Origin of the sequence: Thalassobius sp. Cn5-15, assembly GCF_022347685.1 — a bacterium.
In the GTDB taxonomy this organism is placed as follows: domain Bacteria; phylum Pseudomonadota; class Alphaproteobacteria; order Rhodobacterales; family Rhodobacteraceae; genus Thalassobius.
The window spans coordinates 188,066-209,658 of sequence record NZ_JAKRGF010000004.1 but is presented as its reverse complement, the minus strand read 5'-3'; the positions used below and the strand labels follow the sequence as shown (position 1 = coordinate 209,658).

Below are 21,593 nucleotides of genomic sequence, written 5' to 3'. Positions count from 1 at the left end.
ACGTAAAGTAAGGCAAAGGAGCCCGCAAATGGCTGGCATGATGACTTTTGAACAGCTGAAAGCAGCCGTTGCGGACGGCACGATCGACACCGTTCTGGCCTGCATGGTGGATATGCAGGGCCGCCTGATGGGCAAGCGATTTGTGGGCCACCATTTTGTGGACAGCGCTTGGGAGGAAACCCATTGCTGCAATTATCTGCTGGCCACCGATTTGGAAATGGGCACGCCGGACGGCTTTGCTGCAACCAGCTGGCGTGAGGGCTATGGCGATTATGTAATGAAGCCAGACCTTGGCACCATCCGCCCGCTGCCGTGGCTGGAGGGCACCGCGCTGGTGCTATGTGATGTGCTGGACCACCACCATCACAAGGACGTCGAACATTCCCCCCGTGCGATCCTGAAAAAACAGGTCGAACGCGCGCAGGCGATGGGGTTGGATCCTGTCACCGCGACGGAACTGGAGTTTTTCCTGTTTGAAAAATCACTGAAAGAGATTTCCGCCAGCGGCTACCGCGATCTGACGCCAATCTCTGACTATAACGAAGATTACCACATCTTCCAGACCACCAAGGAAGAGCATGTGATGCGCCCTCTGCGCAATCACCTCTACGCCGCAGGCATTCCCGTGGAAAACACCAAGGGTGAAGCAGAGGCCGGTCAGGAAGAGCTTAATATCAAATATGCGCCTGCGATGCTGACCGCCGATCACCACTCGATCGCGAAACACGCCACCAAAGAGATCGCATGGCAACAGGGCCACGCCGCCAGCTTCATCCCGAAATGGCATCCGAACCGTGTTGGGTCGTCCAGCCATGTGCATCAGTCGATGTGGCAGGACGGGCAGAACGTCTTTTTCGACGCGGATAAACCCTATGGCATGTCGGATCTGATGCGCGCCTATGTGGCAGGACAGATCAAATACGCCAGCGACCTGACCTATTTTCTCGCGCCTTATGTGAACAGCTACAAACGCTTCCAGAAAGGCAGCTTTGCCCCGACCAAGGCGGTCTGGTCCGTTGACAACCGCACTGCCGCCTTCCGCCTGTGTGGCGCGGGCAGCAAAGCCGTGCGCATCGAATGCCGCATCGGTGGGTCTGATCTGAATCCCTATCTGGCCATGGCCGCGCTGATCGCCGCCGGTCTGGCAGGTGTTGAGGAAAGACTGGAACTGGCCGATCCGCTGCAGGGTGACGTCTACGAGATGGACGGCGTGACCGACGTGCCGCACTCCCTGCGCGAGGCAACCGAAACCCTGCGCAACTCCGCAATGTTACGGGCGGCGATGGGGGATTGGGTTGTCGATCACTACACCCGTGCAGCAGAGGTCGAACAGGAAGAGTTCGACAATGCAGTGACCGACTGGGAGCTGGCCCGTGGGTTTGAACGCGCCTGATCACTGAAATTCACGCCGGTGGTCTCAGGCCACCAGCACAAAAATAAACAAACGATGAAACGGGGCCCCGCCCCTTTGACTGGAGTCTGAGGCATGGGACAAAAACTGACATGCATTTCGCCGATCGACGGATCGGTTCTGGCAGAACGTGAGGTTCTGTCGCTTGAGGCTGCGACGGATGTGGTCACCCGCGCCAAGGCCGCGCAGGCCAACTGGGCCGCGCGCCCCCTACAAGAACGGATTGATCTGGTCATGGCCGGTGTCGCCAAAGTGGGCGAGATGAATGATGAGATTGTGCCAGAGATTGCCCAGCAGATGGGCCGTCCGGTCCGCTATGGTGGCGAATTTGGCGGGTTCAACGAACGCGCCAGCTACATGGGCCAGATCGCTGCCGACAGTCTGGCGGATATTGAGGTGGGCGAAGACGCCACCTTCAAACGCTACATCAAACGGGTGCCCCATGGCGTGGTGCTGGTGGTGGCGCCGTGGAACTACCCCTACATGACCGCGATCAATACTGTCGCGCCCGCACTGATCGCGGGCAACGCCGTGGTACTGAAGCACGCTACGCAGACCCTGTTGGTAGGCGAACGCATGGTTGCGGCGTTCACTGCTGCGGGTGTGCCTGCGGATGTGTTCCAAAACGTCTTCCTCAGCCATGATGTGACGTCGGATCTCATCGCGGCAAAAAGCTTTGGCTTTGTGAACTTCACCGGTTCTGTCAACGGCGGCCGCGCCATTGAACGCGCGGCCGCGGGTACCTTTACTGGTGTTGGCCTGGAGCTGGGCGGTAAGGATCCCGGCTATGTGATGGAAGACGCCGATCTGGACGCTGCCGTGGATACGCTGATTGACGGCGCAATGTTCAATTCCGGCCAGTGCTGCTGCGGAATTGAACGGATCTATGTTGTGGAGAGTCTGTTTGACAAATTTGTTGCCAAGGCAGTGAAGATCGTCGAGGGCTACAAGCTGGGCAATCCGATGGACCCAGAAACAACAATTGGCCCGATGGCCAACATCCGTTTCGCTGATGAGGTCCGCGCACAGGTGGCCGAGGCGGTGGCGGCAGGCGCCAAGCCGCTGATCGACCCCGCCCTGTTCCCCGAAGATGGCGGCGCCTATCTGGCCCCGCAGATCCTGATTGACGTGACCCACGACATGCGGGTGATGCGCGAAGAGAGCTTTGGCCCCGTGGTCGGCATCATGAAGGTGAAGGACGACGCCGAGGCGATCGCGCTGATGAACGACAGCGACTTTGGCCTCACCGCATCCCTGTGGACGCAGGACGTTGAACGCGCGCAAGCGATTGGCGACCAGATTGAAACCGGCACCGTGTTCATGAACCGCGCCGATTATCTTGATCCGGGTCTGTGCTGGACCGGCTGCAAAGACACCGGACGCGGCGGTGGCCTATCGGTTATCGGCTATCACAACCTGACCCGCCCCAAATCCTACCACCTGAAAAAGGTGACCGGCTAAGTCCGGCAAATCGAGAGGAATAACACCATGACACTCACCGCAAACTGGTCTTACCCCAACGCCATCCGTTTTGGCGCAGGCCGCATCAATGAACTGCCCGACGCCTGTGCCGCGGCTGGCATGAAGAAACCCCTGCTCGTCACCGACAAGGGCCTTGCGCCGCTGCCGATCACAGCGCAGGCACTAGAGATAATGGAAGCCGCCGGTCTGGGCCGTGGCATTTTTTCCGAGGTGGACCCAAATCCGACCGAGGTGAATCTGGACGCAGGCCTAAAGGTCTACCGCGCAGGAGGTCATGATGGGGTGATTGCCTTTGGTGGCGGCTCTGGCCTTGATCTGGGTAAGATGGTCGCCTTTATGGCCGGCCAAACCCGCCCTGTTTGGGATTTTGAAGATGTGGGCGATTGGTGGACCCGCGCCGACAGTGACGCCATCGCGCCGATCATCGCCGTGCCCACCACCGCAGGGACCGGATCCGAGGTGGGGCGCGCGTCCGTCCTGACCAATTCGACAACCCATGAGAAGAAGATCATCTTCCACCCCAAGGTGCTGCCCACCGTAGTCATCGCGGATCCAGAGCTAACCGTTGGCATGCCGCCAATGATCACCGCTGGCACAGGCATGGATGCCTTCGCCCATTGTCTGGAGGCCTTCTGCAGCCCGCATTTCCATCCTATGTCGCAAGGCATCGCGCTTGAAGGGCTGCGCATCGTCAAGGAATACCTGCCCCGCGCCTACAAAGATGGCACTGATATTGAGGCCCGTGGTCAGATGATGGCAGCGGCTGCAATGGGCGCCGTGGCCTTCCAGAAAGGTTTGGGCGCGATCCATGCGCTGTCGCACCCCATCGGGGCAATGTACAACACCCACCACGGCACCACCAACGCGGTCGTCATGCAGCCGGTGCTGAAATATAACCGCGCCGCGATTGAGGAGCGGATTGAACAGGCCGCTGCCTATCTGGGTATCGAAGGTGGCTTTGACGGGTTCTACGCCTTTGTCGGGGAATTGAACGCATCGCTTGGCATTCCTGCCAACCTGACGGAACTAGGCGTGACCAATCCCGATAAGGCGGCGATCATCAAGGGCGCGTTGACAGATCCTTCGACCGGAGGCAATCCGGTGGAAATGACAGCGGAAAACACTGCTGAACTACTGGACGCCTGTTTCAAATAAACCGAAACGCCGTATGGCGGGGCGCTATAGTCCCGCCACCTATACCTGTCAGGCACCATCGGATTTTCCTGACACCCGCGCCATACATCCGAGATGAAGACCGACTCGAAAGGATGTATTGCCGCCCAACACCCCGTTTTTAACACAAAAACGAATCATCCAAGCGGGTGATTTGTTCAAAAATTGCAAACAATAGCCCCCACATCACTTCGTTTGTCGCAATTGCAAAACACTTATTGGTTGCGTCATTAACCATGATTGCCATCCGAAGGCCTGTACAAAAGTCCTAGTAATGTGACCACGACCGTTGCACGCGGAAATACCCCGTCAAACGGTCAATCGGTCGGGAGGGCGATTTAATGTCAAAATATCCACATCGCTACGCCTAAAATCAAACGCCTGCGGAACCACGACAGGGCCCTTTCCGTTCAGGCCCTGCATACAATAAGCGCGATCAAAAGTTGATTATCAACAGCACGAAAACAATGGCGCCGAAATTCACACAATCACCTGCCTGAATCCCGACGGGCAACATGGCACGATCTTTGCTTTCAGAGCCTTTTTGTCGGAAAAGCCGAAAGGGGGCCCACCTATCCTTTTGGTACCAAAATACCTAATCGTTTGGAGGGGCTAGGACCTTCGTAGGTAGGGCATCTAGGGGTTGCAAAACGCCTGAATTCATTGACGCAAAAGGCCAAAATCGCCATAAAAGTTAAGAAAGTTTGGCTGATCTGTGGGGAAAACTTGCAGTGAATTCCACTAAAACTCGACAAGAGTTTTATCGGAAGATGTGGGGGCATCGGGCCAGCTTCGAAGACCCGCACCGGGCAATGGTCTGCCAATTGCCCGGCGTTGCACACAATGTTTGACCAATTTCTTTCCGAGTTCACTCGGAGAGGGGTGTTACACTCGTGCCGTCGTTAGGCGGCCGACCCGTTAGTTACGCCAGATTTTCTGGGGGAGCCGTTGATATGAATGCACATGTCCAAGCCACGTCCACCAAGCTGGATGCCGCCGACCTGAAAGCGCACTTCGCCCCTCAGGCGCCAGTGGCTGTAGGATATCAGACTGTGTGGAAACGCGGCTTCGACATTCTGTTGGTGCTGCTGATGGCACCCGGCGTTCTGGTGGTTGTTACCATTCTGATGGTGATGATCGCACTGGATGGTGCTTCCCCGTTCTATCGGCAGCGTCGCGTCGGCCTGCATGGCAAAGAGTTCCACATGTGGAAACTGCGCAGCATGGTGCCCAACGCCGAACAGCAACTGGCCCGCTATTTGGACAAAAACCCCGAGGCCCGCGTCGAATGGGACCGCGATCAGAAACTGACCAACGATCCGCGTGTCACCCGTATTGGTGCCCTGATCCGCCGCACCTCGTTGGATGAACTGCCGCAGTTATGGAACGTGCTAAAAGGTGAGATGTCGCTGGTTGGCCCGCGTCCTTTCTTGCCCAGCCAGCGTGCCCTTTATCCCGGCTCGGAATACTACGCGCTGGTGCCGGGAATCACCGGCATCTGGCAAACCTCCGTCCGTAATGAGGCTAGCTTTGTTGATCGGGCTGCCTTTGACGCGCAGTATTATCGCAGCCTGTCTTTCAGCACCGATCTGCGCCTGTTGGCCGCCACCGTTAGCGTCGTACTGAGCGCAACAGGCCGCTGAACACTTCGCCATTTTTATGCCGCAAGAACGCGTTATGCTGAAGGAGATCGGGCGTAGGCCTGATTCCCGAAACGTATTTTTCAACAGGACACCAAACGCCGCCGGCATGTGATGGATCCAAACACATTTGCATATCTGATACTGGGGCTCTGGCCCCTGATCGGCATTGGCCTGTTCCAATGGCTGCCGCCCGCACGTGCGTTTTTGGCCAACTTGTTTCTGTCCTACCTATTCCTGCCCCCCTTCCCAACCCAATTTGACCTGCCGCTGCTGCCGCCGCTGGACAAGGACACGCTGCCTGCCTTCACCATGCTGGCCGCGCTGCTTTCGGCGCGGATGCGTGATCATCTGGCGCAGCACCCGCTGCTGCCGCAATCGGTCGTTCTGCGGATGGTGCTGCTGATCTTCGTGCTATCGCCGGTGCTGACGGTGATTGTGAACACCGATGCACAATTCACCGGCCGTGTCGGCCTGCCGGGGTTAGGCCTGCGCGATGCGATATCTCTGGTTCTGACAAGACTGGTGATGGTGGTGCCGATGGTGATGGCCTATTCCCTACTGCGCCGAGAAGACGATCTGCGTGAGATGTTGATGGCCTTTGCTCTGTTCGGGCTGATCTACAGCCTGCCGATGCTGGTCGAAATTCGCCTGTCACCACAGCTGAACAATTGGATCTACGGGTTTTACCAGCACCTGTTTGATCAGGCGATCCGCTTTGGCGGCTTCCGCCCTGTGGTGTTCCTCTATCACGGAATTTGGGTTGCGTTCTTTACCATGACAGCGATGGTGGCCGCAGCGACACTGGCGCGCCATCAGAGCGGGCCACAGCGTGCGCGGGCGATCGTGGTGTCGCTCTACCTCTTTGCGGTGCTGGTACTGTGCAAATCCGTCGGTGCGCTGTTATTTGCACTGCTGCTGCTACCGCTGGTGTTGGGGCTGTCGGTACGGTTGCAAGTCGCAGTAGCAACGACAGTGGCGCTGGTCGCATTGGCCTATCCGCTGCTGAAAGGGGCTGGTCTGCTGCCGGAGCAGGCCCTGCTGGATCTGTTTTCCCGCATCAGCCCGGAACGCGCTGCATCACTGCAATTCCGTCTGAACAATGAGGCGATCCTGTTGGAACGCGCGAACGAACGCCCGCTGCTAGGGTGGGGCAGTTGGGGGCGTAATCAGGTGTTTAACCCGATCACCGGCCGCGAAACAATTTCTGACGGGCGCTGGATCATTGCGTTGGGTTTCTACGGCTGGCTGGGCTTCGGAGCCGAGATGTTGTTGCTGGCCGCGCCCATTCTGGTGCTGTTCTGGCGGTTTGGTGCCCTGCAGGCGGCGGGGATCTCGCCGCTATCAGGCGCTATTGCATTGACGCTGGCGATCAACATCCTGGACCTGTTGCCAAACGCCACGCTGACACCGCTGACATGGCTGCTGACCGGCGCGCTGCTAGGGCATTGCGAACACATCACCCAACGTGGCCCACGCGCCGAAGGCAGTGCAAGCGCCGCACAGCACGAGCCGCGCAAAAAGGGCCTGCAATCGGTCATCTGATGGGCACCGCAATCCCACCCGCAAAGATGGTGGGCAAAGCAGGACAAAACCCGCTAGGCTAGGCAGCAGACCAAACCCAAGACCCGTTTGCCCGCAAAGGATGCGTGATGCGCCTCTTCCATCTGACACTTGCCCTGATCTGCACCCTTTGGACAGCCATCCCTTTGCCCAGCGCGGCGCAGGCAGAAACGCCACCGCTCAAGGCGTTCTTCTTCGGCAACTCACTGGTGCACCACCGCGAAGGCTTGCCGCTGACCTCGACCCCCTATTGGCTGAACCAAATCGCCAAGGCCCGCGGCAGTCGTCTGGAGGCGGATGGCAGCTGGGGCTTTCTGCCTGATCACGCCCGCCAACTGCCACCCGATCCGAACTGGAAAATCGACGGTGTGCGTGGCGTCTGGGAACGTCGGCGTGGGGGATTGGGGCAATCGGGCATCTCTGCCGTAGTGCTGAGCGCTGAAAACTACTTGCAATATCAATCCCCCGAAGCCGTGATGCCCGGCAACAATCCTGCAAACCTCAGCGCGGTAGCCGCCAGCCTGCCGGTACTGGATTGGGCAAATGCCGATCGCGGCAGCACTGAAATGCGATTCTTCCTTTATCAGGGATGGGCGGATATGGAGGCTGTGGTCAATAGCTTCCCCCCTGACCGCGCGGGCTATACAGCCTATCTGGACGCGCAGGGCGGGGCCTACGATCAATGGTATCACGACTACGCCGCCACCCTGCATGAGGCACGACCCGAACTACAGATTGAGCTGCTGCCCATCGCAACCTCACTTGTCCACATCCTGCAGCTGCCTGCGCTGGAAGCATTAGAGCCTATTGATCTGTTCAGCGATGATGCGCCGCATGGGACGCCAACACTCTACTTCCTTGCAGCGATGATCAGTTATGGGCCGATGTTTCAGGACACACTGCCCTCCCGCATGGAGCTGCCCGCTACTATTCATCCCTTGGTGCGTCAGAACTACAGTGTGATCGCAGCCACAATTGGTGCTGGGATGGCGCATGCCCAGCGCCCGCTCAAGGTCAAAGCCCGCGAGCCGCAACCCACACACCCGCAGCCTGCCGCACATGCCACGCCCCCCGACCGAGCACCCGCATTAGGCATCGGTCTGCAAGGCATTGCGGACTGGTCCACACAGATGCCCTTCATCGACCAGATAAAATCCGCCCGTCCCTGGATCGGACACAAGACTGGACAATGGGGTGGCATGGACGCTGATCAGCTGCGGGCCGCTGGGGCGCTTTCGCCCGCAGGCTGGCCGCAGCGCCTGCCCGAGGGGGTCGAGCGGCTGGAAACCTTTGTGCTGGCGGATTTGCCCCCAGACGCAGCGCTGGCCGCCGGTCGCTACCGGATGCGCTATACAGGCAAAGGCCGCATCCAGCTGCTGGGCCGTGCCCGCAATGTCAGCGCCCGCCACGATGGCTCTAGGGGCGAAATGTGGTTTGACTTCACACCCGGTGAGGGGCTGGTCGCCATTTCGATTGCGGCGCTGGACACAACAGACCCGATCCGCGACATTGAGGTGATCCATGAACGCCACCTGCCCTACTGGGCGATGGGAGAAACATTCAATCCCGACTGGCTGAGCCGGATTGAGAACATGCGCGTTGTCCGCTTCATGGACTGGATGGGCACCAACGACAGCCCGATTCGCACATGGGGCGACCGGCCGCTCCCGCAAGATTACAGCTACAGTTGGCGCGGTGTGCCGCTGGAGGTGATGCTGGATCTGGCCAATCGCATTGGCGCCGATCCGTGGTTCAACATGCCCCACCGCGCCGATGATACCTATGTCCGCCGCTTTGCCACGCAGGTGGAGGCAGGACTGAACCCGCAGCTGAAGGCCTATGTGGAATATTCCAACGAGGTGTGGAACTTCATCTTTTCGCAGGCAGAATATGCTGGTGATCAGGCCGTCGCCCGCTGGGGCGAGGGCGTGCGCGACACCGATGCGTGGATGCAATGGGCCGGCCTGCGCGCGGCAGAGGTTGCGGCGATCTGGGCCGATGTATTCGGCGCCGATGCACCGACACGGCTGACCCGTGTGATTGCCACGCACACCGGCTGGCCCGGGTTGGAAGAGCCATTGCTAACCGCGCCCCTCTACACCGCTGAAGATCGCAGCAACCAACCGCCGGTGGCGCAGTTTGATGCGTATGCTGTCACCGGCTATTTCGGCCACGCCCTTGGCAGTTCACCACAGGCGGATCAGGTAAAGGGCTGGCTGCGCCTTGGTCAGACAGAGGCACAGCGACGCGCCTATGCGCTGCTGAAATCCGGTGAGGTGCGTTCTCTGGTCAACGAAACCTTCCCTTATCATGCTAATGTCGCAGCCAAGCACGGACTGCCGCTGATCATGTACGAAGGCGGCACGCATATCGTGGCAGACAGCGAATGGCAGGGGGACACGCAATTGACAGCCTTTTTCGCTACACTGAACTACAGTGAAGAGGTCGCATCACTCTATGAGCAAGTGATCGAGGGCTGGCAGGCCGCAGGCGGCACGCTGTTCAACGCCTTTGTCGATGTCGGCGCGCCCAGCAAATGGGGCAGCTGGGGGGGGCTGCGCCATCTGGGCGATGACAACCCCCGCTGGCAGGTACTGCATACCGCAAATGCCAACCTGCCCACATCATGGGAGGCGCGTGATTCCGCAGTGTTCCAACAGCTACGCAGTCAGGCAGGCAGCGACCGCGATGATCTGCTGACCGGCAGCACCGGCCCGGACCTGATGATCGCGCATAACGGCAATGACTGGCTGATCAGCAACGGCGGTGGCGACCGGCTGCATGGGGGCGATGGCGTCGATACTGCCGTTCTGCCCGGTGCCGCAACGGATTATCAACTCAACTGGACCAATGGCCCGCGGGGGCGCTTTCTGATAGCCGAAAGCGAGCGCGCGACGATCTATATGCACGCGATTGAGCAGTTGGAGTTTGCAGCAGAACAGGGCCGGATCTACCGTGTAAGTGCCCCTTGAGCAGGCCAGGCTAAACGCCTCTAAAATTTGGCCAGTTGTTTTTCCGGCATGCTCCAGCCCTGCACGCCCTCTTCGGCCTCAGGCAGTTCCAGACCAATTTGGGTGATCAAACGCGACGCGCTTGCGGCCACATCTGCGGCCTCCATCACCCGTTTGCGCCCCGCCTGCCCCACCTGCGCGGCACGGGCAGGGTCAAACGCCAGATACTCCAGCGCAGAGGCAAGGGCGATGGTATCCGCAGGCCCAACCAAAATGCCATTCAACCCGTTTGTGATCATTTGGTTCACACTTTCACACTCCACCGCGACAACAGGGCATTCACAGCTCATCGCTTCTAACACTGCGGTTTCAGTGATCTCTGCCGGACTGGACATCACGTAGACATGAGCCGCGCACAACCGATCACGCAGGGTGTCGTCAGACATCGCACCGGGAATAAAAACAGTACCTATGAGGCCCAACTCAGCCACCTGATGTTCCAGCTCGGCGCGGAACCCTGCGCCGCCATCTGCGTCCTCACCCAAAATCTCCAGATGCACTTCAATGTCACGGCTTTGCAGATGTAGCACCGCCTGTAATAGCGCGTCATGACCTTTGTCGGCAGCCAGATCCGCGCTGGCGATCAGACGCAGGGGTTTGCCCACTTCGCGCGCGCGATAGGGTCTATCACGGCGCAGATAGGCTGTATCGACGCCAAGAGGATGCACAGTCACATCCGATGGCATATCCGCCCCCAGCCGCACCGTGAGATCATCAAGAATGGTTTGGGACCCAACCGACGCAAACCGCGCACCGCCCCATTTCACATGCTGGGCCACTCCTGCCTCGGCCAGCGGGCGATCCAGATGCAGCGAATAGTCGATACCGTAAAGCCGCTGCGCCAGTGCCATAACCAGCGCCATGTCACCACAGCCGGGCACATGCACATGATAGATGTCCTGATCCGCACACATATGCGCCAGATGCCGCGCCAAAGGCGCCGCCTGGGTCACCGCACGCCAATGATCGACACCGCCACGCCCCTGTCGCAGATGCCGCCAAGGCAAGCGCGGTAGTGCCGCCAGGCGGGCACTGAGCGTGGTTTGCGTCAGATACTGAGTGCGCTGTTCTGCCCCTTTGGCCCAGGAATGCACCACCGTTTCATCTGGATGATCTGAAAACACCACCACCTCAACACCCAGCGACTCGAGCTTCAGGATCTCACGCCAGTAGCGGCTGTGAGACTGCGCCGGAAAACCGGGAAGCAGGTAACCAAGCTTGGGTATTTCGGTCACGTCTGATGGTCCTTTGTGTTTTAGATCAGCCGAAGATTGTTTTTTGACCCAAAGGCCAGATAAAAGGGAATACAGTCTCTAATACGTAAAAAATGATGGTCACTTTAATCCGACCGCTGTTCACGAGTTCACGTTGTCGTCATGTCACACGTCCTGCCCTGCATGGAATTTCGCCCTAGACCCGATTCGATCCGCGCATGATTTCTGTCATCATTCCCGCCCATAATGAGGCCGCAACGATGCTGCCCTGCCTCAACGCACTGGCGGCAGCGGTACAGCCCGAATGCGGGGTTGAAGTGCTGTTTGTAGCCAATGGCTGCACCGACAGCACCGCTGATCTGGCCCGGCAGTTCGCCGCGACCGCGCCCTTTGCGATGACGGTTCTGGATCTGCCGCAGGGGGGTAAACCCGCAGCCTTGAACGCGGGCGACGGCGCGGCCACAGGCATTATGCGCGTTTATCTGGATGCAGATGTCGAGATCACACCAATGATGCTGACCGAACTGGTGACCGTGCTGGATCAGGACAGCGCCGCCTACGCCAGCGGCACGATGGTTATTCCCGACAGCCCCAGCGCCATTACCCGCGCCTTTGCCCGGTTCTATCGCACTGTACCCTTCATCCGCGACGGGGTGCCGGGCTGTGGCCTGTTTGCGGTCAATGCGAAGGGGCGTGCGCGATGGGAACAGTTTCCAGACATTATCGCCGACGACACGTTTGTCCGCCTGCAGTTCAACGCCGCCGAACGGCATAAGGTCGCGGCCGGCTATGTCTGGCCTCTGGTCGCGGGGCTGCGTAATCTGATCAAGGTGCGCCGCCGTCAGGATGAAGGGGTGCGCGAAATCAACGCGCTGTACCCCGCGCTGTTAGCCAATGATGACAAGCTGCCTTATGCCAAGCCCGACCTGTTCCGCAACATAGTGCGTATGCCGCTAAGTTTTGCAGTCTACAGCGGCGTCCGCCTGATCGGCCGACTGGCGCGCAACAACACAGGCTGGAGTCGCGGTCGATGACAGACCTCCCCAAACAGACCGCCGAAAAAACCAGCCTGATGTCCCGCGCCCTGCGCAGTTCGGTGATCAACGCCGGTGGCTTTGCCGCGTTTCAGTTTCTACGCCTGCTCTCTAATCTGGTTCTGACCCGTCTGTTGTTCCCAGAGGCCTTTGGCCTAATGGCGCTGGTCACTGTGGTGATGATCGGCCTGTCGATGTTTTCCGACATGGGCACCAGCCCCGCGATCATGCAAAGCAAGCGCGGCGATGAACCCGATTTCCTTAACACCGCGTGGACATTGCAAATCCTGCGCGGCTTCGGGTTGTGGCTGGCAGCCTGCGTGCTGGCCTATCCCATAGGCCAGTTTTATGGCGAGCCGTTGCTGACCCAGATCCTGCCCTTTGCCGCGCTCAGCCTGCTGATCGGTGGGTTCAACCCGACGAAGCTGGAAACCGCCAACCGGCACTTGCGCGCCGGGCGGGTCACATTGATCGAACTGGCGGTGCAGGCTTGCACCCTGCTGATCGCCATCACCGCCGCATGGGCGCTGCAATCCGTCTGGGCGCTGGTGATCAGCGGCATCGCGGGTGCGGTGATCAATCTGATCCTCCTACACCTGTGGCTGCCCGGCCCCGGCAACCGCCTGCGCTGGGACCAGAGCGCAACGGCGGAGCTGGTGCATTTCGGCAAGTGGATATTTCTGTCGACCATCTGCGGGTTTCTGGTGGCGCAGGGCGATAAGCTGCTGATCGGAAAATACCTCAGCCTTGATCAATTCGGGGTTTATAACATCGGCTATTTCTTAGCCTCTTTCCCGCTGATGCTGGGGGGAATGGTCACGCATAAGGTGCTAATCCCAATCTACCGTCAAAGCCCGCCGGATCAGTCGCGCGAAAACTTTCTGGCGCTTCGACGCATGCGGCTGACAGCCACGGCATTTCTGGTGGCAACGCTGCTGATGATGGCCGCCCTCGGGCCGTGGCTGGTCGGTCTGCTTTATGATGATCGTTATGCCGGGGCCAAGGGGATCGTGACCCTATTGGCCGCGATGCAGATCCCGCAGGTGATTGTGCTGACCTATGATCGTGCAGCTTTGGCCAATGGCGACAGCCGCCGATTCTTTGTACTGGCGCTGGCCCGTGCGGTACTGCTGCTGGGGGCGCTGGCACTGGGGCTGCAATATTACGGTCTGATCGGTGGCCTCATCGGCATCGGCCTCTCTGGCCTCTTGGCCTATCCGGTGGTGGTCTGGCTGGCCCGCCACCAAGGTGCTTGGGATCCGCTGCACGATCTGGCTTTTACACTTTTGGGTGGTTTGGGGGCTTTTGCAGTCCTTTATTGGCACTGGCATAGCATCCTAACACTGCTGCCCTAGACCCATCAGACCAAAATAAAGGGTGACAGAGGCGTTTTAGTCAATAAACTCGAAAACTTATTCGATTTTAGTGGGGTAACGCCTCAAACTATCCATATTTGCCCCGTATGTCCGTTATGTAGATTTGTGTAGATGAGTTCTGTTGATGACCAAGCCAAGTGTCCCTCACAGCACGGTCCAGCCTGACGCCGCCGCGCCAGCTGAGACGGATATTGCCATCGTCGGGATCGCTGCAAGGTTGCCAGGCGCAGAGGATGTTGCGACCTATTGGGACAATCTGCTGCAGGGCAACAGCGCCATTCGGCGAGTGGAGCGCGACCAGCTCATCGCCAATGGTGAGGCGCCACATCTGGTGGAGCGTGCAGATTACGTGCCCTTTGCGGCAGAGCTGCAGGGCTATAAGGCGTTTGATCCCGAATTTTTCGGCTTCTCCCCCAAAGAGGCGGCCATCCTTGACCCCCAGCACCGCCAGTTTCTGGAAGCATCGTGGGAGGCGCTGGAAAACGCTGGCCACATGCCGGAAAACTTCGACGGTTCCATCGGAGTCTTTGGTGGTTGCGGCATGGGTAGCTATTTCTACTTCAACATCTGCTCAAACCGCGATCTGGTCGACGATACAGGCATGTTCCTGTTGCGCCACACTGGCAATGACAAGGATTTCATGACCACTCGCCTCAGCCATGTGCTGGACCTCAAAGGGCCATCGGTGAACGTACAGACCGCTTGCTCCACCTCGCTGGTGGCGACACATTACGCCTGTCAGTCGCTGCTCAACGGTGAATGCGATATGGCGCTGGCCGGCGGCGTCACGATTGAACTGCCCCAGGGCCGTGGCTACCTGTTCAAAGAAGGGGAAATTCTGTCGCCCGACGGTGAATGCCACGCCTTTGACCACCGCGCGCAAGGCACGGTTTTCGGCTCCGGCGCAGGCGTCGTCGTGCTGCGTCGCCTTTCCGATGCGCTGGCGGATGGCGATCATATATGGGCGGTGATCAAGTCCACCGCCGTCAACAACGACGGCGCGGCCAAGGCGGGCTATCTGGCACCATCTGTCGAGGGACAGGCTGATGCAGTGGCTGAGGCCCACGCGCTGGCAGGCATCAGCGCAGATACGATCGATTACGTCGAATGCCACGGCACCGGCACCTATCTGGGCGATCCAATTGAGGTCGCGGCCCTGACCGAAGCGTTCCGCGAAACCACCAATGAGGTGGGCTATTGCCGCATCGGGTCGGTGAAAACCAACATCGGGCATCTGGACACGGCAGCGGGTGTGGCCAGCCTGATCAAAACCAGTCTTAGCTTGTACAATCGCAAACTGCCCGCCTCTCTGGGGTATGAGGCGCCCAATCCAGCGATTGATTTCGACGGCTCGCCCTTTCAGGTGAACGATCGCCTGCAGGATTGGGTGTCGCACAAGGGGCCGCGCCGTGCCGGCGTGAACTCGCTCGGCGTGGGCGGCACCAACGCCCATGCGGTGCTAGAAGAGGCGCCGATGCGCGCCACTTCTGAAGAGGCCGATTTTCCTTTCCAGATCCTCACCCTCTCGGCCCGCAACAAAAAGGCGCTGGAAGCAGGCAGTGACAGACTGTCTGATCACCTAAACAGCCGCACAGATCAGCCACTGGCCGATGTTGCCTATACGCTAAAAGAAGGCCGTCGTGCCTTTGATCACCGCCGCGTGGTCGTGGCCGAAACCCATGCAGAAGCAGCGAAGCTGCTGGCTGCAAATGACCGCCGTCGCGTCTTCACCCACACTGCACTCGACCGGCCAGAGGTGGTCTTCATGTTCCCCGGCGGCGGTGCGCAATATGCGGGCATGGCGCGCGATCTTTATGATGTGGAGCCTGTCTTTGCCGATTGGATGGACCGTGGGTTAGAGCATCTGCAGGCCAAGCTGGATTATGACATCCGCGCGCTCTGGCTGCCCGAAAAAGATGATGAGGTGACGGCGCATGAGGCGTTAAAGCAACCCTCCGTCCAACTGCCACTGATCATGATCACCGAATATGCGTTGGCGCAGCTGTGGATCAGCTGGGGCGTGCAACCTGCGGCACTGATCGGTCATTCCATGGGCGAAAACACCGCCGCCTGCCTGGCGGGCGTGATCGGATTTACCGATTGCATCGACCTTGTGCATCTGCGCGGGCAACTGTTTGACACGGTGCCCACCGGCGGCATGCTGTCGGTCGCGCTATCGGCAGAGGAACTGCGCACACATCTAGGATCCGATCTGGATCTGGCCAGCGTCAACGCGCCGAGTCTGTCGGTCGCCACCGGTCCGCGTGCGGCACTGGACCGCCTTCGCGATCACCTGCGGCTGCAGGACATCGACTGTCAGGATGTGGCAATCAACATCGCCGCGCACAGCCGTATGCTGGACCCGATCCTTGAACGCTTCCGCAGTTTCCTGCAGGGCCTGGACCTGCGCGCGCCGCAGATCCCTTTTGCCTCCAACCTCACAGGCCAGATGATCACCGATCAGCAGGCGACGGACCCAGACTACTGGGTAGATCACCTGCGCCACACGGTGCTGTTTGCCGACTGTATCGCCACGCTGGATCAGACCCCGGATCGGGTGTTCCTTGAGGTTGGGCCAGGCAAGGCGCTGTCATCCCTGACACAGGTGCAACCGAACGTAACCGCAAACCGCGTCATCTCTACCCTGCGCCATGCGCAGGATGAGGTGGCCGATGACGTCTATTTCGCCACCATGCTGGGGCGCCTCTGGGCTGTCGGTGTGGATTTCGACTGGGGCCAGTTCTGGGGCGAAGCACAGCGACACCGCGTTGTTTTACCCAGCTATGCTTGGCAGCATCAGGACTATTTCATCGAACCCGCAGCGGGCACGCAGACAGCGGAGGTCGCGCCATTAATGCGTCGCGACGACATTGATAGCTGGGGCTATCGTCCCATCTGGATGCCACGCTACGCCGACTGCGCGGCAGATATTCACGGCGATCTTAGCGAAGTGGCACCACAGACATGGCTGATCTTTGAGGATGAGGCAGGCTTCGGTGCTGATCTTACCATACGGCTACGTATGGCTGGGCATCTGGTGGTGACAGTACGGGCGGGAGATGGCTTCGCTCAACTCGGTCAGGACTTCGTTCTGGCACCGGAACAGGGTCGCACGGGCTATGAACAGCTGATCGAGACATTGGCGGCGGATCAGATGCTGCCGGATCGTATTGTACATCTCTGGCTCAGCACTGGAGCAGAGGTGTTCCGCCCCGGTTCATCCTTCCTCCATCGCAATCTGGAACAGGGATTTTATGCGCTGCTGCACTTAACGCAGGCCTTGGCCGACCACTGCGACCCAAAGGCGCATATGATTGTCGCCACATCTGGCGCGCTGCAAGTGCGGGATGAGGCACTGCCCTATCCAGAGAAAGCCACTGTGCAAGGCCCCGTCCGAGTGATCCCGCGCGAATACCCCGGCCTGACCTGCGCATGGTTGGACCTACCACTGCCAACACCAAGTCTACCTGCCCTGACGCAGGCGGCACGGGCGCAACTAACTGACGCCCTGCTGGAAGAGGTGCTGGCCAAACCCGCCAATCATACTGCCGCCCTGCGGGGTAACAAACGCCTGCAACAAAGCTACGGCAGCGCCCCCTTGCCGGATGTACCGCACGATGCTCTGCCCGCAGATATGTGCACAAACCTGCGGGATGGCGGGACTTATCTGATCACTGGTGGTTTCGGCGGTATTGGCCTGACGCTGGCCGAGATGCTGATAAGCAACTACAGCGCCAATATCGTACTGGTGGCCCGCAGCGCCCTGCCGCAGCGCGACCTCTGGGCCGATCACCTGCACAGCCATCCTTCCGATGATCCGATCAGCCGCCGCATCCGCGCTGTTGAGCGGTTGGAAAATCTGGACGGCAAAGTGCTGACCGTCGCCGCAGACGTCACCAACATCGAAGACATGCAACGGGTGAAATTTGAGGCAGAAGAGGCCTTTGGCCCCATCCACGGCGTCATTCACGGTGCTGGTGTAATCAAAGACGCACCGATCGCTGGCAAATCCCTGGGCGACGTGGCCGATGTCTTTGCACCCAAGCTGTACGGCACCCGCATTCTGGATCAGATCTTCGCCGATGGCGCATTGGACTGGCTGGTTCTGTTTTCCTCCAGCTCTACCGTAACAACGCCTGCGGGGCAGGTGGATTATGTCGCCGCCAACGCCTACCTCAACGCCTTTGCCAATGCCCGCAAGGGGGCTAAGACCCGCACGCTGGCGCTGAATTGGGGTGTATGGGCCGAGGTCGGCATGGCCGCCGACGCGATGGCTGGCCGGGGCAATGACGGGACAGCGCTCACTGGGCCTGTCTCCGGCCAGTCCCTTCTGGGAACTATACGCGAGCGTATGGAATCGGAAATCAGTTATCAAAACACCCTCAGCCCCCGCGATTGGGTGCTGGGTGATCACCGTACCAAGGATGGCGCGATCCTGCTGCCCGGCACTGGCTATCTGGAACTGATCCACCAAGCCATGCGGGCACAGGAAATTGCGGCAGGCTATGTGGTGCATGATCTGACCTTCCTATCCCCCCTCACCGTTGACGAGAACGGCAGCACTGACATGCGCCTGTCACTGACGGCTAAGGATGCGATGACCTACAACGTCACTGTTCAAAGCGCCGCCAGCGGTGCCTTCGACCTGAACGCAGAGGCGTGGGTGGAAATCCTGCCATCAGAGACGGAACCGCTGGACATCTCAATGATTGCCCAGCGCTGTGGCTGCGAATGGATCAACGCCCCGATCCCCACAACCGTGATAGAGGCCCCACAAGAGGTGCACCTGAATTTTGGACCGCGCTGGAAAGTGCTGCGCAACACCTCGCTGCATGCAGGCGAAGGTCTGGCCCGCCTCAGCCTTGCCGATAAATTTGCAAACGATCTGACCGCATACGGCCTGCACCCCGGCCTCCTCGACATTGCGACAGGGTGGGCGATGGGGCTGATTGATGGCTATAAGGGTGATCACTTGTGGGTGCCGGTCAGCTATCAGCAGGTACAGGTTTTCGCACCGTTGCAACAAGAGATCATGTCTTGGGTCCGATGCGCCGACGACAACAGCGATGGCAGCGGCACCGCACGGTTTGATGTCACCATCGCAGCACCAGACGGCACCGTATTGATTAAGGTCACCGGCCTGACCCTGCGCCGACTGATGCAGGGCCTGCGCCCCGCGCAATCCAGCGCCAATGAACCCCGCCCCCTTTCCCCTGCGGAGGAACGACTGCGCCATAACGTCAGCCAAGGCATCCGCCCCACCGACGGCGCGGAGGCCTTCCTGCGCGCGCTGGCGCAACCGCAATCACAGATCGTAATCTCATCACTCGACCTGCACGGGCTGATCGCCGAAGCAGAGAGCACAGGCACCACACAAAGTACCAACCAAAGCTTCGAGCGCCCGTCGCTCGACACCGATTATGCGGCGCCGGAAACGCCGGTGGAACAAAAACTGGCAACCTTTTTCCAAGAGTTACTGGGCGTCAATCAAGTGGGGCTGGATGACAGTTTCTTTGACCTTGGTGGTCATTCACTGATCGCGGTGCGGCTCTTTGCGCGTATCAAGAAAACCTTTGGCAGCGACTTCCCCATCTCGCTGCTGTTTGAGGCGCCGACGGTCCGGAAAATCGCCGCGCAAATCCCGCAGAACGCGGTCAAAGGCGCAGAGGCAGATACGCCCGTAGAACAGCCAGAGGCCCCTGCGCCGCGCTTCACCCATCTGGTGGCGATGCACGACAATGCGTCCGCCACAGGTACGCCGTTTTTCCTAGTGGCGGGAATGTTTGGCAACGTGCTGAATCTGCGCCATCTGGCTGGCATGCTGGGACGCGACCGTCCTGTTTACGGCCTGCAAGCGCGGGGCCTGTCAGGCGACGCCACCCCCCATACCAAAATTCCTGACGCCGCACGGGATTACATTGCGGAGCTGCGCCAGGTTCAGCCACATGGCCCCTATCTGCTGGGCGGATTTTCCGGCGGCGGCATCACCGCCTATGAAATGGCGCAGCAACTGCGCGCAATGGGCGAAGAGGTGCAGGCGCTGATCATGCTGGACACACCGCTGCCACAACGCCGTCCGCTCAGCCTGCGTGACCGCGTGGCTATTCAGGCGCTGAATATCCGTCAGGAAGGCCCCGCCTACCTAAGCCGCTGGGTGACAAGGCGCTTGCGCTGGGAACTGGACAAGCGCCGTGGCGCAACGCCCGATGACGCCGCCGCGCAGGGCGGTCTTGCAGCCGTACAGTTCCACAATGCGGCAATTGAAGCGGCATTCCTCACCGCAGTTGCCAGCTATCAGGTGAAGCCATGGTCCGGCCCCTTTACCCTATTGCGTCCACCGATGCGCGGTCAGTGGCAGGTGGCCCCGGGTCGGTTGATCAACAGCGAACGCGCCTATGTGCTGCATGACAATGACTGGGGTCAATGGGTGCCTGACATGCAGGTGATTGAGGTGCCGGGCGATCATGACTCGATGGTGTTGGAACCCAATGTACGGGTGATGGCCACCCATCTGCGCCGCCTGCTGAACGACGCAGACACGCACACCAACTTAGACCAGCCAACACAGACGGAGGCCGCAGAATGAGCGATCAAAATAGCCCTCCAGCCCCGTCTGCCACAACCGTTCTGTGTATCGTTCTGAACTACCGCACTGCCGCGATGACCCTACGTGCTGTGGCCTGCGCCCGCATCGCGATGGCGCCCTTGAACGGGTTGATTGTTGTGGTCGACAACGATTCGCAGGATGGATCATTTGAAGTAATGCGCGATCACGTCGCGCAGGCTGACTGGTCGGATGTGACTGTCACTGCCTCAGGACGTAACGGCGGCTTTGGTGCGGGCAACAACCACGGCATCAAAGTTGGTCTGGAAGCCGCAGAAACCATCGGACAGCTGCCCGATTTTATCTATATCCTGAACTCCGACGCCTTTCCCGAACCGGATGCGATCATCACACTGGTCAATCACATGCAAGCTAGCCCCAGCACCGGATTTGCCGGCAGCCTGATCTATGGCGAAGACGGCGCGAATCATCTGGCAACCTTTCGGTTTCCCAGCCTGAAGGGTGAGTTAGAGGGCGCGATGCGCTTTGGCCCTGTGTCGCGCCTGCTGTCAGAGGCGCGGGTGCCGCTGGATATTCCAGCCCCTGTGATCGAGGCAGGTCAGCCCATCACGCTGGACTGGGTGGCAGGCGCCAGCCTGTTGATGCGGCGCGAAATGCTGGAGAGGATCGGCCTTTTTGATGAGCGCTACTTTCTTTATTTTGAGGAAACAGATCTTTGCCTGCGCGGCCAACGCGCTGGCTATCACGTGGATTTTGTGCCGCACTCACGGGTGATGCACATCGGCTCCGCGTCCACCGGTATGGGCCGCTGGGACCGTACGCCTGCGTATTGGTTTCGATCACGCTGGTATTACTATCTGAAAAATCATGGACGGATAACAGCGACCAGCGCCACGCTGCTTCACCTTTTGGGTGGGGTGGTGCACCGGTTGCGCCGCTGGGTCCGGCTGCAGCGCACGGATGATCCTGATCACTTCCTGCGCGATCTCTTGCGCAATGATGCGGTGGCGCTGCTGCGCCCTTTGCCTTCACCGTGCATTCCGAACCTGCCTGCGACACATGCAGTTCACTGCCCGAGCGACCTCACCCAATCCGCCCCATCCGATACATTGAACAAGGTTTGA

11 protein-coding genes are annotated in these 21,593 nt (G+C 59.5%); 10 read left to right on the top strand and 1 reads right to left on the bottom strand.

Translation table 11 applies throughout. From position 1 onward, the window contains the following. Positions 1 to 28: 28 nt before the first annotated feature. From MHM86_RS10965 to MHM86_RS10940, 6 genes are all read left to right on the top strand, one after another. On the top strand, positions 29 to 1,393 hold the full coding sequence (locus MHM86_RS10965) for a glutamine synthetase family protein (RefSeq protein ID WP_239199208.1): 1,365 nt from the start codon (positions 29 to 31) through the stop codon (positions 1,391 to 1,393). Positions 1,394 to 1,486: 93 nt separating this feature from the next. Then, positions 1,487 to 2,872, top strand: a complete 1,386-nt coding sequence (locus MHM86_RS10960) for an aldehyde dehydrogenase family protein (protein ID WP_239199205.1) — start codon at positions 1,487 to 1,489, stop codon at positions 2,870 to 2,872. A gap of 27 nt (positions 2,873 to 2,899) precedes the next feature. Continuing rightward, positions 2,900 to 4,048 carry an iron-containing alcohol dehydrogenase gene (locus tag MHM86_RS10955; RefSeq protein ID WP_239199202.1) on the top strand — a complete coding sequence of 383 codons (1,149 nt, stop codon included), beginning with the start codon at positions 2,900 to 2,902 and terminating at the stop codon, positions 4,046 to 4,048. Positions 4,049 to 5,019: 971 nt separating this feature from the next. Further along, positions 5,020 to 5,709 carry a sugar transferase gene (locus tag MHM86_RS10950; protein WP_239199199.1) on the top strand — a complete coding sequence of 230 codons (690 nt, stop codon included), beginning with the start codon at positions 5,020 to 5,022 and terminating at the stop codon, positions 5,707 to 5,709. A 111-nt stretch (positions 5,710 to 5,820) separates the two neighbouring features. Next, entirely contained in the window at positions 5,821 to 7,251 is a 1,431-nt protein-coding gene (locus MHM86_RS10945) for a hypothetical protein (protein WP_239199196.1), read from the top strand. A 107-nt stretch (positions 7,252 to 7,358) separates the two neighbouring features. Then, on the top strand, positions 7,359 to 10,241 hold the full coding sequence (locus MHM86_RS10940; RefSeq protein ID WP_239199193.1) for a calcium-binding protein: 2,883 nt from the start codon (positions 7,359 to 7,361) through the stop codon (positions 10,239 to 10,241). A gap of 20 nt (positions 10,242 to 10,261) precedes the next feature. Here MHM86_RS10940 and MHM86_RS17155 read toward each other — a convergent pair whose 3' ends face one another. After that, positions 10,262 to 11,515, bottom strand: coding sequence for a glycosyltransferase family 4 protein (locus MHM86_RS17155; RefSeq protein WP_239199190.1), 1,254 nt, complete (start codon positions 11,513 to 11,515; stop codon positions 10,262 to 10,264). Positions 11,516 to 11,712: 197 nt separating this feature from the next. Here MHM86_RS17155 and MHM86_RS10930 point away from each other — a divergent pair, with 197 nt between their 5' ends. The 4 genes from MHM86_RS10930 (at position 11,713) to MHM86_RS10915 (ending at position 21,593) form a co-directional block, all read left to right on the top strand. Next, a complete protein-coding gene (locus MHM86_RS10930) occupies positions 11,713 to 12,528 on the top strand; it encodes a glycosyltransferase (protein WP_239199187.1) in 816 nt (271 codons plus the stop codon). Beyond that, a complete protein-coding gene (locus MHM86_RS10925; RefSeq protein ID WP_239199184.1) occupies positions 12,525 to 13,883 on the top strand; it encodes an oligosaccharide flippase family protein in 1,359 nt (452 codons plus the stop codon). Before MHM86_RS10930 ends, MHM86_RS10925 begins: the two co-directional genes overlap by 4 nt. A gap of 145 nt (positions 13,884 to 14,028) precedes the next feature. Continuing rightward, a complete protein-coding gene (locus tag MHM86_RS10920) occupies positions 14,029 to 20,490 on the top strand; it encodes a type I polyketide synthase (protein WP_239199181.1) in 6,462 nt (2,153 codons plus the stop codon). Continuing rightward, positions 20,487 to 21,593 carry a glycosyltransferase family 2 protein gene (locus MHM86_RS10915; protein WP_239199178.1) on the top strand — a complete coding sequence of 369 codons (1,107 nt, stop codon included), beginning with the start codon at positions 20,487 to 20,489 and terminating at the stop codon, positions 21,591 to 21,593. The genes MHM86_RS10920 and MHM86_RS10915 overlap by 4 nt, the downstream gene beginning before the upstream one ends.

Coding starts and splice junctions, on each gene's coding strand:
- MHM86_RS10920 (WP_239199181.1), top strand. CDS start 14,029: ATGACCAAGCCAAGTGTCCCTCACAGCACGGTCCAGCCTGACGCCGCC.
- MHM86_RS10965 (WP_239199208.1), top strand. CDS start 29: ATGGCTGGCATGATGACTTTTGAACAGCTGAAAGCAGCCGTTGCGGAC.
- MHM86_RS10915 (WP_239199178.1), top strand. CDS start 20,487: ATGAGCGATCAAAATAGCCCTCCAGCCCCGTCTGCCACAACCGTTCTG.
- MHM86_RS10950 (WP_239199199.1), top strand. CDS start 5,020: ATGAATGCACATGTCCAAGCCACGTCCACCAAGCTGGATGCCGCCGAC.
- MHM86_RS10945 (WP_239199196.1), top strand. CDS start 5,821: ATGGATCCAAACACATTTGCATATCTGATACTGGGGCTCTGGCCCCTG.
- MHM86_RS10960 (WP_239199205.1), top strand. CDS start 1,487: ATGGGACAAAAACTGACATGCATTTCGCCGATCGACGGATCGGTTCTG.
- MHM86_RS10940 (WP_239199193.1), top strand. CDS start 7,359: ATGCGCCTCTTCCATCTGACACTTGCCCTGATCTGCACCCTTTGGACA.
- MHM86_RS10925 (WP_239199184.1), top strand. CDS start 12,525: ATGACAGACCTCCCCAAACAGACCGCCGAAAAAACCAGCCTGATGTCC.
- MHM86_RS10955 (WP_239199202.1), top strand. CDS start 2,900: ATGACACTCACCGCAAACTGGTCTTACCCCAACGCCATCCGTTTTGGC.
- MHM86_RS10930 (WP_239199187.1), top strand. CDS start 11,713: ATGATTTCTGTCATCATTCCCGCCCATAATGAGGCCGCAACGATGCTG.